The 16331-nt window shown below is 38.2% G+C and carries 14 protein-coding genes; 10 read left to right on the forward strand and 4 right to left on the reverse strand.

Annotated elements, in window-relative coordinates:
• Positions 1-237 precede the first annotated feature (237 nt).
• From speB to speD, 4 genes are read right to left on the reverse strand one after another with little or no spacing between them, the layout of a single operon-like run.
• Positions 238-1083, reverse strand: a complete 846-nt coding sequence (gene speB / locus MKY15_RS17785) for an agmatinase (RefSeq protein ID WP_187047684.1) — start codon at positions 1081-1083, stop codon at positions 238-240.
• On the reverse strand, positions 1073-1924 hold the full coding sequence (gene speE, locus MKY15_RS17790) for a polyamine aminopropyltransferase (protein WP_187047685.1): 852 nt from the start codon (positions 1922-1924) through the stop codon (positions 1073-1075). The genes speB and speE overlap by 11 nt, the downstream gene beginning before the upstream one ends.
• Positions 1921-3348 (reverse strand): aminotransferase class I/II-fold pyridoxal phosphate-dependent enzyme, encoded by a 1428-nt coding sequence (locus MKY15_RS17795; protein WP_340742603.1) that lies wholly within the window; start codon positions 3346-3348, stop codon positions 1921-1923. The genes speE and MKY15_RS17795 overlap by 4 nt, the downstream gene beginning before the upstream one ends.
• Positions 3349-3392: 44 nt before the next feature.
• Positions 3393-4223: an adenosylmethionine decarboxylase gene (gene speD, locus MKY15_RS17800; protein WP_231885804.1), complete on the reverse strand. Its 831-nt coding sequence runs from the start codon at positions 4221-4223 to the stop codon at positions 3393-3395.
• A 1264-nt stretch (positions 4224-5487) separates the two neighbouring features.
• Here speD and MKY15_RS17805 point away from each other — a divergent pair.
• The 10 genes from MKY15_RS17805 (at position 5488) to MKY15_RS17850 (ending at position 16321) form a co-directional block, all read left to right on the forward strand.
• Positions 5488-6477 (forward strand): SEC-C metal-binding domain-containing protein, encoded by a 990-nt coding sequence (locus MKY15_RS17805; protein WP_342538138.1) that lies wholly within the window; start codon positions 5488-5490, stop codon positions 6475-6477.
• A gap of 549 nt (positions 6478-7026) precedes the next feature.
• Complete coding sequence (locus MKY15_RS17810; RefSeq protein WP_067208863.1) at positions 7027-7494, forward strand: GNAT family protein; 468 nt, start codon at positions 7027-7029, stop codon at positions 7492-7494.
• A 38-nt stretch (positions 7495-7532) separates the two neighbouring features.
• Positions 7533-8537 carry an asparaginase gene (locus MKY15_RS17815; protein WP_342538139.1) on the forward strand — a complete coding sequence of 335 codons (1005 nt, stop codon included), beginning with the start codon at positions 7533-7535 and terminating at the stop codon, positions 8535-8537.
• 27 nt (positions 8538-8564) lie between these two features.
• Positions 8565-9254, forward strand: coding sequence for a copper homeostasis protein CutC (locus MKY15_RS17820; protein ID WP_187047688.1), 690 nt, complete (start codon positions 8565-8567; stop codon positions 9252-9254).
• 92 nt (positions 9255-9346) lie between these two features.
• Positions 9347-10099, forward strand: a complete 753-nt coding sequence (locus MKY15_RS17825; RefSeq protein ID WP_067213934.1) for a hypothetical protein — start codon at positions 9347-9349, stop codon at positions 10097-10099.
• 742 nt (positions 10100-10841) lie between these two features.
• Positions 10842-12644, forward strand: coding sequence for a glutamine--fructose-6-phosphate transaminase (isomerizing) (glmS, locus tag MKY15_RS17830; RefSeq protein ID WP_342538140.1), 1803 nt, complete (start codon positions 10842-10844; stop codon positions 12642-12644).
• 636 nt (positions 12645-13280) lie between these two features.
• Positions 13281-13574, forward strand: a complete 294-nt coding sequence (locus MKY15_RS17835) for an RNA polymerase alpha subunit C-terminal domain-containing protein (protein WP_342538141.1) — start codon at positions 13281-13283, stop codon at positions 13572-13574.
• Between the two features lie 174 nt (positions 13575-13748).
• Positions 13749-14381: an FMN-binding negative transcriptional regulator gene (locus MKY15_RS17840; protein ID WP_342538142.1), complete on the forward strand. Its 633-nt coding sequence runs from the start codon at positions 13749-13751 to the stop codon at positions 14379-14381.
• Positions 14382-14659: 278 nt separating this feature from the next.
• Positions 14660-15007 carry a metalloregulator ArsR/SmtB family transcription factor gene (locus MKY15_RS17845; RefSeq protein WP_067208877.1) on the forward strand — a complete coding sequence of 116 codons (348 nt, stop codon included), beginning with the start codon at positions 14660-14662 and terminating at the stop codon, positions 15005-15007.
• Between the two features lie 15 nt (positions 15008-15022).
• A complete protein-coding gene (locus MKY15_RS17850) occupies positions 15023-16321 on the forward strand; it encodes an arsenic transporter (protein WP_304627124.1) in 1299 nt (432 codons plus the stop codon).
• Positions 16322-16331 lie beyond the last annotated feature (10 nt).

The following is a 16331-nucleotide window of genomic DNA, read 5'->3' on the forward strand; positions in this document are numbered from 1 at the left end:
AATTCCTTCAAATCTGCTGCGGCGCTAGGGGATGCCTCCCGCCAAGATTAGTCGAGATATCCTTGAACCTAAAGGAAATAACCTCTGGACATTAACTGTATAATTTCTGCAAAGTACTCAGAAATTATACAAACCGAACTCTTCGTTGTTCGGTTGGCTATCCCTTTTAAGGCGCCTACGCTCAGTTTGTACATGTATCCAAACGCCACACCCCGGTGCCAGTTACTGCCACCGAATTCAAATTGCCAATAACAATTCGCGTAGTACTTTACATGCTACCGCTGTCGAGACACCGCTTTGATCGTAAATCGGAGATAGCTCGTTTACATCACAAGCAACAATATTGAGGCCGCTTACTGTTAACATGGCATTCAGTAATTCCATAAAGCTGACTCCGCCGGCTTCAGGTGTACCTGTTCCAGGAAATACAGAAGGGTCCAATACATCCAAATCGATGGTTAAATAGACTGGTTTACCTTTAAGCTTTTCAACGACTTCTTCTAATCCGTTAAAGTTAAACTTGTTCGTAAACACATGGTCTTTACCCCATTGGAATTCACTGCGGTCTCCAGAGCGGATACCGAATTGGAAGATCTTGTCGTCTCCGAGTAAGTCCCATACTCTGTGAATAACGGTGGCATGAGAAAGGGTTTCCCCAAGATAGTCCTCACGTAAATCTGCATGTGCGTCAAATTGAATGACATGAAGGTCAGGATGTTTTTTGGCAACAGCACGCATTGCACCGAGTGTCACCAGATGTTCCCCGCCAATCATGCAGGGAATCTTGCCGTCATCCAAAATTTGAGTTGTGAAATCTTCAATTTGTCCTAATGCTCTTGTCGTGTTCCCAAAACTTAATTCTAAATCGCCACCGTCAAATACAGCGATATCCTCTAAGTCTTTATCCTGATAAGGGCTATACGTCTCAATTCCAAACGATTCACCACGCATTGCTTTACTTGCGAAGCGTGTACCAGGACGAAAAGAAGTTGTAGAGTCAAATGGAGCCCCAAAAATAACGATTTTCGATTCTTCATACTCATTGTCACAACCAATAAACGTTTCAACATTTCTATTCAACATCTTTTAATTGCTCCTTTACATAGTTTGGAAGTGCAAATGAACCAACATGAATGTCTGTATTGTAATACCTTGTTTTCAGGTCAAGGTCATTCCATGCTGTTGCATCCAAATCTTGAATAGGGTCAAATTTCTTTGACGCAAAACCAAACAACCAATGACCGGATGGATAAGTTGGCATGTGAAATTGATAAACTTTACAAACAGGGAAGAAGCCCACGATTTTTTGGTGTGCTTTCCTCATACCAAGCGCATCCTCAGCGTAAAAGGGACTTTCATGTTGATTCACAAGAATTCCATCTTCTTTCAGCGCTTTATAACAGTTGCCGTAGAATTCTTTTGTGAATAGCCCTTCACCTGGACCGAATGGATCTGTCGAGTCCACAATGATCAAATCATAATCATTTTCGATTTTACGAACAAATTTTAGCCCGTCTTCAAAGTACAGATTAACCCTCGGGTCATCTAATTTCGAGGCTGTCTGCGGTAAATATTCTCTGCAGACATCAACAACCATCTTATCAATTTCAACCATGTCGATTTGTTCAATAGTTGGGTAAGCAGACAATTCACGGATTGTTCCACCATCACCAGCCCCAATGACTAGTACTTTTTTTATAGTCGGATTGGTTGCCATTGCTACATGCGTAATCATCTCGTGATATATAAATTCATCTTTTTCAGTACACATTACGAGTCCATCTAGTGTAAGAACACGGCCAAACTCCGACGTTTGTAAAATATCGATTTTTTGAAAATCACTTTTACCCGTGTAGAGGTGCTCTTCCACTTCCAATGAAAAACGGACATTAGGCGAATGATTTTCTGTATACCATAAATTCATTTCGCCAACTCCTTCAACACATTAATATTTGCAATGTCGCTGTCTTCAGTACCTGTTAAGAAACAGCCTTTATCTTTGGAGTATTGAATGAAATCCAAAATTTCCTCTGTAATTCGTTCACCAGGCGCCAAAATCGGGATACCTGGGGGGTAACACATAACGAATTCACTGGAAATATAACCTGCGCTCTCCGAAATGGGCAACTTTTGCTTAGGCGCATAAAAGGCTTCTTGCGGTGTGAAAGCAACTTGCGGACGAATGTAATCATGGATGAAAACGCTGTTTTTATTCTTAGAATAGCGGCGTTTTATTTCAGCGAGTGCTGCGACTAACCGTTCCAAATCTAGATGCCTGTCACCGACAGAAATATAAGCCAAAATATTACCGATATCGCCAAATTCAATTTGAATATCATACTCATCTCTAAGAATGTCATAGACTTCAATTCCGGCTAAGCCAATGTCGCGGGTATCCACCGAAAGTTTCGTAACATCAAAGTCGAAAATCGTATCTCCATTAATCAATTCTTTCGAATAGGCGTAATAGCCGCCAATCTTATTGATTTCAGTCCTTGTATAGTGTGCCATTTCGGCAACCTTTTGAAATATCTCTTTTCCGTTAAGCGCTAAACTTCTTCTCGAGATATCCAGGGAAGAGAGCAGTAAATAAGATCCGCTTGTCGTTTGTGTCAAATTGATAATCTGCCTCGTATAACCTTCGCTTACGTCATTGTTTATCAACAAAAAAGAGCTTTGTGTCAATGACCCGCCGGATTTGTGCATACTAACGGATGCCATATCAGCACCAACTGACATAGCAGAAGCGGGAAGATTATCACCAAAGTAAAAATGAGTACCATGTGCCTCATCGACAAGGACGAGCATATCGTGTTGATGTGCAAGATCGGTAAGAGCTTGCAGGTTTGAACAAATCCCATAATAAGTAGGATTGTTGATGAGAATGGCTTTAGCATCTGTGTTTTCTAAGATAGCTTGTTCTACATCTTTTACGGCCATTCCTAAAGGAATGCCAAGTTCACTGTGTACGCCCGGATTAACATAGATAGGAACGGCACCACTTAAAATGAGGGCATTAATCGCACTGCGATGTACATTGCGTGGCATAATGATTTTATCCCCAGCTTTGCATGCCGTCATGATCATTGCCTGTACTGCAGATGTGGTACCATTCACCATGAAAAAGGCGTGCTTAGCATTAAATGCTTGAGCTGCTAATTCTTCTGCCTCTTTTATAACCGAAACAGGGTGGCAGAGATTATCAAGTGGTTTCATGGAATTGACATCCATACTCAAGCATTGTTCACCTAAAAATGCAGCTAATTCAGGATTACCTCTTCCACGTTTATGACCTGGAACGTCAAAAGGGACGACGCGCATTGATTTGTATTGATTCAGCGCCTCCATTATGGGGGCTTTATGTTGCAAAAGATGTGTCACGTAATCACCCCTCATTCATCTATATTAGAACCATTAAAAATTTCAGTCATCTCTTTTCGTAGCATGGTTGTGATTTCGAGCCTTTCATTAAGAGGTAGCTCCGAGACATCTGTATTGAACAAATAGTCCTGCAGGTTTATGTCTTTGATAAGTAGCTTTGTATGAAAGATATTGGATTGGTGTACATTTATATCTTTCCAATGGTATTTCAGCAATGTATTGCTGTCAATATAATCCCGAATGGACTCTATAGAATGATCTATATACAATTTTTCGCCTTCCATATTGCGTGTAAATCCACGCACTCGGTAATCAGTTGTAATAATGTCTGAGTCGAAACTCCCGATCAGATAATCAAGTGCATTCAACGGGGAAATTGTGCCGCACGTTGAAACATCAATATCGACTCGAAAAGTAGCGATAGAATTATCGGGATGATATTCCGGATATGTGTGAACGGTAACGTGACTTTTATCCAGGTGACCAACGACTGTTTTACGAGTTCCCAAAATGGTACGTTCACCTTTATTACACGATTCATCAATCAATGCGATAGGAAAGGCTTCCTCCGAAATAAGAATGGTCACACTTGCACCTTGTGGATCATAATCCTGTTTACTGACATTCAAGACATGTGCCCCGATAATATCTGTCACTTCGTACAGGATACTGGTTAATCTATCGGAATTATATTGCTCATCAATATAAGCAATATATTCACTTTGCTCCCGCTCACTTTTCGCATAGCAAACATCATAGATGTTGAAGCTAAGAGTCTTTGTGAGGTTGTTAAAGCCATAAAGCTTCAGCTTATTTTCCAACCCTACCATCACGCCTTTCATGTAAAACAAATCTTATTATAAAGTATAACATTTCTTAGTCAATAGAATTTATTCTTCATAAATTAAAATAAAGAATCCCATTGAATTCGCTTCGGCGCTAGGGGATGCCTCTCGCCTTAAGCCAAGCAGCTTCGCGGCCAGTCTTAAGGCTTCGGCTACCCTTTGTAAGGGGCCTACGCTCGGTTGATATAGGTATATGCAGATAAAATATTTAGTAGGCATTCACTAGAGTTGCAGTAGAAAAAAAGTGGAACTACTTTAAAATATTATTAATTACTTGCGAAAAAATGCCCCTAATTAGTAGTAAGGAAACGACGACTAAATCAGTTACCTATACTATTAAAAGGAGCTTCATGAAAAGTGTAAACTAAAGTTTAATCTTTCGTCAATAGTTTTTAAATTCAGTGTTAGTTGACTGTGAAAAAAATGGGATAGAAAATAGGTTGAAGTAGTGTAAATAAAAATGGAGAATTAATATTTTTGTAATATATATTAATTGTAAAAATTTATTTATTAATTAATTTTGTTCTTCGGGAAATAGGATGCTTTCAAAATGTTAGAAGATTATTTCCTGGGAAACTAATTTTGATTATTCTTAATACAAGGAATTCTTAACGAGAGTATGTGTATTTTAAAGATTACTTTGCGTTAGATAATTTATCTGACACGGTAAAAGATGGGAATAATATCTTTCGTGGCTGTATTTTCAGAAAAATACAACATGTTAATAAAGTGTATCCATTCCGCTTGTAGTTCATACGCTATTGAGTGAGTATGAAACGGAGGGAATATTGCATGATAGATGTTGTGAATTTACAGGCGATTATTGAGGAGCATCGAAGACAAATAAAGCCTAGGAGAATGACAAGTGGAGAGAAGCGAGTTCTTTCACTGCAAAAAGAGGACAGACGACTTAACGGGCAAAAGCCCTGACAGTCGTTTTTTTGATTATTTTAAAGGACGTGTGTCGTAGTATAGATGAGTATCCATTGTTCTAATAATTATCTTCAAAACTGATTCTGATTAGGGAAGAGTTATAAATCCATACCAATATAAACTGAGCGAAGGAGCTTTACAAGGGGCAGTCGAAGCCCTAGCGTCGTAGCGAATTCAATAAGGTTCTTTATTTCTACATTTATAGTACCGTAAATACACACGTTGTAGATGAATACACCAAACTGGCAAACTAAAATGTACACTTATTATTTTTGTATAGTCATGTTACACTTAAATGTATTCTTAATTAGTTAAAGGACGTGTTTATGTGATTGGACGTAATGATCCATGCCTCTGTGGCAGTGGGAAAAAATATAAAAAATGTTGTGAATCGAAAGCGACATTTTCAATAGAAGAAGTGCAATCGGAAGAGCTTGAAAGAATTTTGCAAGCGTTTTATGAAGAGTATCCTGAAAAACGTGACCTAAATGAATTCTTGAGCTTGGTGAAAAAATGGAGTGAGCCACTTAAGGAATATTTAGTCGAGGAAATGATTGAAGCGATTGTCATGGATGAATTCTTTTTCCATCACAAACCGGACATTTGGACGAATTATATGAAGAAACAACAAAAGAAAATTATCCGTCCATCTGTAGTGAAAGTGTTAGAAACATGGTCTGATCCACGTATTTTCATTGGAGAAGTAGTAGCTGTAGATGATACATATATGTCCATTAAAAATATATTAGAAGACGAAACGATACGTTTACGACGTGAAAGTGAAAAGCCTGTTCCAGTAGGCGTCCATGTGTATTGCTTCATTTTACCGGATGGCTCATCCAAAGATAATCACTATTTGGCGATTTCAAGCTTGATTTTCTTCCCAACCGATTATACAAAAGCATTCGGGAGATTTGTGAAGCAATTTGAATCACAAGAAGAACAATCTGTTCCCTCATTTTTAAAAGAAAATGGAATTGCATTTTGGAAGCTACTTGGTGAGGATGGCTACGACGGAGGAGAATTTACAAACTTTGAAGCGGGTGTACTCCAAAAAGCAATAGAGTTTTTAGAGGAAAATGAACGTGAATCTGAGCAATTAATAGAAATAATAGAAGATTATTTAGTAGAACAGCAGCCGAACGCACGTAAAGAAGTGGCGATTGCAGCTGGAGCAATTCGATTTGGCCAAGAAAATGCCTTATTTGAACCTCTTACGATAACTGTGAAAGAGATTGCTGAATGGTTTGAAGTGTCTACCTCTTCATTGAATAAATATTATTATGATTTAAATGCGTATTATACTAGCAAAGATTGATCCATATTTTTATAAAGAACATCCTACTCATTTGAAAAAATGGAGTGGGATGTTCTTTTTTTATTTCATCAAAAAATGAATTGATTTGTATCTTAAACTCGTTATAGCAAGTGAATATGCTGACTCTTCACGGGTGGCATTGTCATTCAAAGTCTTGGAGAAAAACAAAAAATCATAAAAACTGTATTTAGTATGAAGAAGACAAAGAGAAATGGGAGGTGCCATTATATAGGTAGATTCACATATTTGTTTTGTCATGAAGCACTGCAAAGGAGGAACTCCATAAATTTTGGAGTCTTTTTTTTATTGCTTATAAGTGTTGGGATTTTCTTGCAAATGTTGGTAAATGGTAATCCTTTAATTGTAATGAAATAATTTAAGTTTGTTAGGGCAAGTGCTGATATAATGGAATTTAACTCTTTGGAATAATCGGTTCTCAGTAAACGCAGGAGGTGACGTAGTCATTTAAGTAATTGGTTATTATGTTAATGGCATACATAGAACTTCTTAACTGGAACGTACGTACTTTTGTGGAAGGGAGTAGAATACATGAAACTGCATTTTTATAATCATGCTTTTGCTAAACTCATAGAAAACTATACACTAACTAGCGAACAGCAACGATTTACGGGAACCCCAAAAGATTCTATTGATCTTTCGAATACGGAAGAGAATCGCTATTCGATTTTAGCGGTAGAAAATGAGCAACTTGTAACGTTCTTTAGCTTACATAAAGGTGAAGGGGTTAACCCTTTTTCTCCTAATGACGATGCTATATTAATTAGAAGCTTTTCAACGGATTTTCATCAGCAAGGTAAAGGTTATGGGAAGAAAGCATTGATGCTTATACCAGAATTTGTTAGAAGTAATTTTATTGGCATTGATGAGATCGTACTAGCTGTAAATATTAAAAATGAGATAGCTCAAGCCCTGTATAAAAAGTGTGGCTATATTGATGAAGGCGTTCGGGAGATGGGGAGAAGTGGTGAACTCATTGTGATGAGCTACCACCTGTAGGGAATTCTTTCATAACGAGCAAGTGGAGGGAATAAACAGTGGACCAACAAGTAATAGTGGAAGAATATCGTAATGACATTTTAGAAAACGTTCATATGGGTGTTATTTGTGGAATCAATGCAGATGGCGATATCCTTTATTCTGTTGGCAACGAAAATCATATGACATTTCTTCGTTCGGCAGCAAAACCATTTCAGGCGATTCCAGTTATTCAAAATGGAGTAGATGACAAGTTCGGACTTACATCCAAAGAAGCTACTTTATTTGCTGCTTCGCATCGTGGAGAAGACTATCACATTGAGGCGCTGGATTCGATTTTACAAAAGGTCGGAATTAATGAAGAGCAATTTTATTGCTGTCCAACCTATCCGCTGAATGAAGAACCAAAAGCGGACTATCATCGAAAGCACGGGAAGCAGCGAAAGCTTTACCATAACTGTTCAGGAAAGCATAGCGGTTTTATCGCTTTGGCAAAAGTGCTGGGATACGACATTGACGGTTATTGGAAGTTGGAACATCCGGTACAGCAGCTGAGCTTGGCCGCGATGGCTGATATGGCCAATTATCCGAAGAAAGACTTTGGCATTGGAATTGATGGATGTGGATTCCCTGTGTATGCAATGCCGCTTCAGAACATTGCTCAAGCGTACCTGAAACTTGCTTGTCCAGATTTGATTCAGCAACGAGAAATGAGAGAAGCTGTCGTTAAAATTACTCGCTATATGAATGCACATCCGGAAATGATTGCGAGTCATGATTTCATTTGCTCTGTTTTATTGGCGGACCCAAATATCGTTGCTAAAGGTGGAGCTAAGGGCGTGTATGGTTTTGCACTTAAGAATGAGCGAATGGGCTTTGCATTAAAAGTAATGGATGGATCCGAGCTTGTGTGGCCAATCATTATTGCATCTATTTTGGAGCAGATCGGTTATGAAAACCATGAAACGATTGAGCGTTTGTATAAGTTAGCGCCAAAAGAAATTATAAATGATAATAATGTGATTGTCGGGGAAAGAAAAGTCGTATTTGATTTACAAAAATAAAATGCATTCATAGGAGGTGTAACCAAAATGATGTTAGAAATTATAGCTACAAGTTTGACGGATGCAATTGCTGCAGAACGAAGTGGTGCCGACCGATTGGAACTTTGCGCAGCTTTGACTGAAGGTGGCCTAACGCCAAGTTTGGGATTGGTGGAAGCAGTGGTTGCAGGTGTAAATATTCCAGTCCATGTAATCGTTCGGCCACATAGTCGAACTTTTCACTATGATGACAACGATTTAGCTGTAATGATAGCTGACATTCGCCATATTAAACGTGCGGGAGCTGCGGGAGTTGTTGTTGGAGTACTAACTGAAGAGCGTAAAGTGAATACGGATGCCCTCTCACGTTTGTTGGAGGAAACTGGAGAGATGAAAGTCACTTTTCACCGTGCATTTGATGAGATAGAAGATCAGCTGGAAGCTTTAGAAGTCATTGCTCGTTTCCCACAGATTCAGCGGATTTTGACTTCAGGGGGACAAGCACCAGCGCCAGAAGCTGCTGAACAGCTGAAAAAGTTGGTGGACAAGTCTAAAGATACTTCTGTCCTAATTTTAGCGGGGAATGGTATGAACCCTGAAACGCTGTCTTCATTGGTGTCTGCAACAGGGATAGAAGAAGTTCATTTTGGGTCGGCTGTCCGTGTTAACAGGAGCTTCATGTATCCGATTGATGGAGCGATTATTACAGCGATAAAAAGTGAACTTGAGCATAGTTAAATTTGGAGAAAAGTGAAATTGTACCTACAAACATTGGGATTACGACAAATGAGATTATAGAAATAATAGTTGAAATAGGTTCGGAGGATCGAATGGAAAACAAAACCTTTATTGGAAATGTGAAATTACTAATACAAATGCATGCTGAAGGGTTGCTTGGTGGTGAAATAATGCCAGAGGATGCTCTGATTGGAATTGTTCCCAAAGATGATTTAATGAATGTACTGACATTAGGAATGGCTTTAAATTATCAAAGAAACTCATATAAATTATGGGAGTCGGTTGCACAAGCTTATTTGGATAAAAGTTCTCGTTGGATCTTTAATCCAAAAGTCGTATCTGAAAGTAATTTGGATGAATTACGTAGTATTTTGGTTTATTACCGAGTTGCTTTACAACCCAATCGCCACCCGGAAATTTGGCAACGTGTGTCTAAGGGAATAACTCAATCATCTCAAAGAGGTGACGTAATAGGATTGATTGAATCTGCTCAATTTGATATAGCCATCTTAAAAAGCATTATGGAAATCAATAGAAAGCCAGAATTTCCATATCTTTCTGGACCTAAGATTTTCAATTACTGGTTATATGCCATGGAAAGGTATACGGGAGTTTGCTGGAGGTCTCGAGAATTGATTACAATAGCTCCTGATACGCATATTTTGAAAGCTAGCGTAAATTTAGGTCTATGTTCTTCTGAGGTATTAGATGGTTCGTCGGATAATAGACAGATAGTTGCTAAATCATGGGAAAAGGCACTAATTGATAGTGAGTTATCTCCAATTGATGTTCATACCCCTTTATGGTTGTGGAGTCGTGCGGGTTTTCCATCTCTTTCAGTCTAATAACTTTGAAATGTTACACAAAAGCTAGCTATTAAAATGAATAGAATTATATGTTTGAGTAAGCAGTAACTGATAATTATAGTGTAGTTACAACTAGATAAGTAAGAGAACCGCTTGTGTTATTAGAATCAAATTATTCCCTTGTATGACATCGGGATAGCAGGATACTTTGATACAAAAGCTAATTAATCTTGACTGACTTTTTGTTCTTAAACCAATTGAATATAGGACGAGTAATCAGCCATTTAACGAAAGTGACTGATTTTTTTGATTTCCCAAAACTGTTGTGATCTCACTATCATTCTGCATATATTAGTGAATAGGGGGATTAGAAAAAAATCTAGTCTTACTCTCTTTATTTATTGACAAAAAAACAGCAAGTTATGTAAGATGATAAAGTTGATTCATAGCTACTAGTACTAGATAAGCTATTGGTCACCGCGTGTAAAAGGAGTGAAAATCGCGCGTTAAATGTAAATCGGAAAACAGTTAAAGCGCCAGTGCTGAAGAAATCGGACGTTACTAATTTTCAGCAGACGAGGTGGAGGAGTATCGAACTTTCGGCGGAAGCCTCCCAATCGCAATTGCCCGGTTGTATTTTTTGCTAGTAAATCATTTGAGCAATCGAATGGACAAAGGAGCAAAAAGGCAAAATCATTCAAGCAATATGTAAGGACACTTCGCTAATTCAGCTGAGGTGTAGTTAAGTATTGCTTATTTTGCAAATATCGGAGGAAAAAATATGTGTGGAATAGTAGGTTATATTGGTGATTTAGATGCGAAAGAAATTCTATTAAAGGGACTTGAAAGGTTAGAATATCGTGGGTATGACTCGGCGGGAATCGCACTCCGCAATGAAAAAGGTGTTACTGTTATAAAAGAAAAAGGACGTATTGCAGACCTACGTGCAGCAGTGGATTCAACAGTGTTAGCGTCAACTGGAATTGGTCAAACACGCTGGGCGACTCATGGCGTTCCAAATCAAACGAATGCACATCCACATCAAAGTACATCGAGTCGGTTTACACTTGTGCATAATGGTGTAATCGAGAATTATCATAACCTTCAAAAAGAATATTTACAGGACGTTCAAATGATTTCTGACACGGATACAGAAATTATCGTACAACTTGTTGAAAAGTTTGTTAAAGATGGTATGACTACTGAAACAGCTTTCCGTCACACACTGTCTTTACTCCATGGTTCCTATGCAATCGCCATGTTAGATGCTGATGAGACAGACACTATTTTTGTTGCCAAAAACAAGAGCCCATTATTAATAGGAGTTGGAGACAACTTCAATGTGGTTGCTTCTGATGCGATGGCGATGTTACAAGTAACAAACCAATACGTTGAACTACATGATCAAGAAGTTGTCATTGTTCGTAAACAAGCAATCGAACTGATGACATTGGCTGGCGAAACTATTGACCGTGCACCTTTTACAGCAGAGCTTGATATGAGTGATATTGAGAAAGGCACGTACCCTCACTTTATGCTGAAAGAAATGGACGAACAGCCAGGTGTTATTCGTAAAATTCTTCAAGCATATGAAAACGAGCAAGGTGAACTTGCAATGGATGAGAATATTGTAAATGCGTTTAACGAAGCTGACCGTCTTTATATAATTGCAGCGGGCACAAGCTATCACGCTGGTCTAATCGGCAAGCACTATTTTGAAAAAATTGCTGGTATTCCGGTTGAAGTGCATATTTCAAGTGAATTTGGCTATAACATGCCACTTCTTTCGGAAAAACCGTTATTTCTTTTCATTACACAATCTGGAGAGACTGCGGACAGCCGTCAAGTATTGGTGAAAATAAAAGCGTTAGGCTACCCAAGCATTACGTTAACAAACGCTACAGGCTCCACACTTTCTCGTGAAGCGGATCATACATTACTGTTATACGCTGGTCCGGAAATTGCCGTAGCTTCGACAAAAGCATATACAGCTCAAGTAGCAGTTCTTGCTATCGCAGCTTATGTTGTGGCCAAAAAACGAGGGAAAACAGTAGAAATTGACTTGAAGAAAGAGCTTGCCATCACAGCGAATGCAATCCAAACACTTGTGGATTCAAAAGAGGAAATGGAGCAAATCGCACATGAATTCTTAGCAGTTTCTCGAAATGCTTTCTTCATCGGGCGGAACCTAGACTATTACGTTAGCTTAGAAGGTGCACTTAAAGTAAAAGAAATTTCCTACATTCAAGCAGAGGGCTTCGCAGGTGGGGAATTAAAACATGGGACGATTGCGCTGATTGAAGAGGGCACACCCGTGTTTGCAATTGTTACACAACAAGCGGTGAGTCTCAACACTCGTGGTAATGTTAAAGAAGTTGTCGCGCGCGGAGCGAATCCTTGCATACTGTCAATGGAAGGGTTGGAAGAAGAGAATGATCGTTTTGTTCTGCCCAAAGTGCATGCCTTACTTACACCTCTTGTTGCCGTTATCCCCTTGCAGCTAATTAGCTATTACGCTGCTCTTCATAGAGGATGCGACGTTGACAAACCTCGTAATTTAGCAAAATCAGTTACGGTGGAGTGAGGTTAGTTTGAGTATCAATTTTTTTGATGTGATGTAGCTTTGAAATAAAGTTGTGGATTTAAAATAAAGTCGCGATGTTTGTAAAAAAATGCGACGTTTATAAAAAAGTTACGAAACACCCCTTTGGATATTTATCCAAAGGGGTGTTTCGTTGTAAAAGGGCTTATTTAATGAAACAGTTGAGTGTAAACTGGATTTATAGAAATAAATGAAATGATATATGGAAGTTTGTTGAGGAATGTACTTAAACTCCTAGGAAAATAAAAAAACTCATATTATTGATAATAGTGCATAAATGTACAAGGGGAGTTGAAACTGTACGGGTTCATTAAGGGAAATCTAAAGTAGAGAGCTTCATTCGTACTCGTTTAGCGCATATGGTGATCGCAATGAAGCCGTACTTCAAGACAGATTAAAGGTATGGAAATTTTTTCTTGGATGCGGAGATATGAATCATCCAAAATGGATAAGATGGTAAACAAAATCATTACGGAATTAATCAAGAAATAAGTTCGGAGTACACGAGTCTCTTTGAATGACTAATGGTTTCAGAACCTGGTATCATTCAATAAAAAGTATACTCGAAGTATTCTATAATTAAGGGAATATAGATTTTAAGGAAGGAGACATTTTACAATGGGAACTTCAAACAGGAGTTTACGAATATGCAGCAACGGACACAACTATTATAAAAGTAGTGATTGTCCAAGCTGTCCGATATGCGAGAAAGAACGTGAGCCGGACAAGGGATTTCTCTCAAAGCTCTCAGCACCTGCAAGGAGAGCGTTTGAGCATCACGGTATTGGAACGTTACAACAACTATCAATGTTTAGCGAAAAAGAAATTTTACAATTTCACGGTATTGGCCCAGCTTCTCTGCCTATACTTAGAAACTCTTTGGAGGAAATTGGATTAGTATTTAAACCTTAAAGACAGGATCGGTCTTCTTATTTTTGCGAAGGTACCAAATCGAATTCAATGGGATTTATTGTATGAGTGTATCTAGGTCGGTACTACGTGTTTGAATTATGAAATCTGCATACCAATCATTTTCAATTAATGTGGCAATGAATGCCATTTTAGTAATCAAAGAGGAGGTTAATCATGTATATTCCCAAGTATTTTAAAGTTACAGACGTAGATGAAATTAAAGAATTTGTTCAAGAGAACTCATTTGGAACTATTGTTACAATAAAACAAAATAAACCAATTGCTAGTCATTTACCTTTGGCGCTAAATAAAAAAGGAGATGATTATTATATTACCGGGCACATGGCATATGGGAATCCACAATGGAGAACATTCGAAGGCTGTGATGATGTACTAGTTATGTTCCAGGGGCCACATGCTTATATTTCTTCTTCTTGGTACGGGCATGAAAATGTTCCAACATGGAATTATCAAGCCGTACATGTATATGGCATTGCGAGCATTTTGGATGAGGAAGAGTTAAAACAAGACCTAATAATGATGCTACAAAAATACGAGAAGCATCGAAAGAATCCGGTTTTATGGAACAAACTATCTCCTCAGTTAGTAGAAAAAGAACTAAAAGGAATTGTTGGATTTAAAATTAAAGTAGGAGAAATTCAAGCTGCCTATAAATTAAGTCAGAATCGCAATGAGGAGGATTATCTTAACATCGTTGATAAACTGCATGGGGAAGAAGAAACAAGTTCCCAACAAATGGCGAAGGTGATGAAAAAGAGAGTAGAGAATTACGGATATTCTGATTAATATGTTAATAAATCCGATAATGGCGTGGGAAATCCTTTCCCTAAACGCCAAATAATGCTTACTTGAAAATCAAAAGGGTATTATTTGGCGTTTAGAATAAGAGGTTCACTAAATAGAAATACAAACAACAAATTGGAACTTTAAATCGGTTTAATATCTTTTGGTCATGTCCTAACAAAATTTCTTTCGAGTAAAACCCAATATAATATAGTTAAGTAGAATAATTCACTTGTGAATATAAGTATATTCTTATATGATGATCTGAGGAGGGTTGACTAATGAATGAAACAGTAACGATTGATATGCAGCAAGCATCGCAACTCTTAAAATTACTCGGAGATCCAACCCGTTTGACCATGATGCAGCTACTCAAGTCACATGAATGCTGTGTGTGTGAATTTGTTGAGATTTTTAATATGAGTCAGCCAGCAATCAGCCAACACTTGCGTAAACTTAGAGATATTAAGGTAGTGAAAGAAGAACGTAGAGGACAATGGATTTTCTTCTCGATTAACAAAAATCATGAAGACTATCCGTTTATTCAAAGCATTCTTGAACAGCTTCCTGAACAGAATGAGTCTATAGCTAGACTGGAAGCGCAAGGGCTTAGAGTTTGCTGCGAGTAGGAAGGGGAAAGGGCGTTGGTTTCAGTAATAATGGCATCATTGATATTCATCATTACAATTATTTTTGTTATTTGGCAGCCTAGAAATTTATCAATTGGATGGTCCGCTTGTATTGGAGCAATAATCGCTTTATTAGTAGGAGTGGTTAACTTTCAAGACGTTATTGATGTTACAGGGATTGTATGGAATGCCACTCTTGCTTTCATCGCCATTATAATCATCTCATTGATCTTAGATGAAATCGGATTCTTTGAGTGGGCTGCCTTACATATGGCTAGATTAGCTAAAGGCAGTGGGATTCGCATGTTTGTTTACGTCAGTATTTTAGGTGCAGTTGTTGCGGCTTTGTTCGCAAACGATGGGGCTGCATTAATACTAACGCCAATTGTTCTTGCAATGGTAAGAAATTTGAATTTCAATGAAAAGATGATTTTTCCATTTATTATTGCCAGTGGTTTTATAGCTGATACCACTTCGTTGCCATTAGTTGTGAGTAACTTAGTCAATATTGTTTCAGCAGACTTTTTCGGTATCGGATTTGTTGAATATGCAACCAGAATGATTGTTCCGAATTTATTTGCATTAGTTGCGAGCATTTTAGTGTTGTTGTTATTCTTCCGTAAAAGTATTCCTAAAGACTATGATGTCTCGGATTTAAAAGAACCGAAGGATGCTATCAAGGATATAAAAATGTTCCGACTAACTTGGCTGATTTTAAGCGTATTACTCTTAGGTTATTTCTCTAGTGGGTTTACGGGATTGCCTGTTTCTATTATTGCTGGGCTTACGGCGATATTCTTTATGGCCATGGCACAAAGAAGTCCAGCTGTACACACGAAGCAAGTACTTAAAGGGGCACCTTGGGCCATCGTTTTCTTCTCTGTTGGGATGTACGTTGTTGTCTACGGATTGCGTAATGTTGGTCTTACAGCTGTATTGGGCGATGTCATTCAATTGGCAGCCAATCAAGGACTCTTTATTGCAACGATTTCTATGGGATTTATTGCAGCGATATTGTCCTCACTTATGAATAATATGCCTACGGTCATGATTAACGCGTTAGCTATATCAGAAACGACTACGACAGGTCCTATTCGCGAGGCTTTGATTTATGCAAATATCATCGGATCGGATTTAGGTCCCAAAATAACGCCAATCGGTTCGTTGGCCACTTTACTATGGCTACATGTTTTATCTCAAAAAGGTGTGAAGATATCTTGGGGTAGCTATTTTAAAATCGGAATTATTTTAACGGTTCCTACACTTCTGATTACACTAATAGGACTGTATTTATGGCTGTCAATCATACAATAAAACACAAAAG

Source organism: Sporosarcina sp. FSL K6-1540, from assembly GCF_038620285.1.
GTDB classification, from domain to species: Bacteria; Bacillota; Bacilli; order Bacillales_A; family Planococcaceae; genus Sporosarcina; species Sporosarcina psychrophila.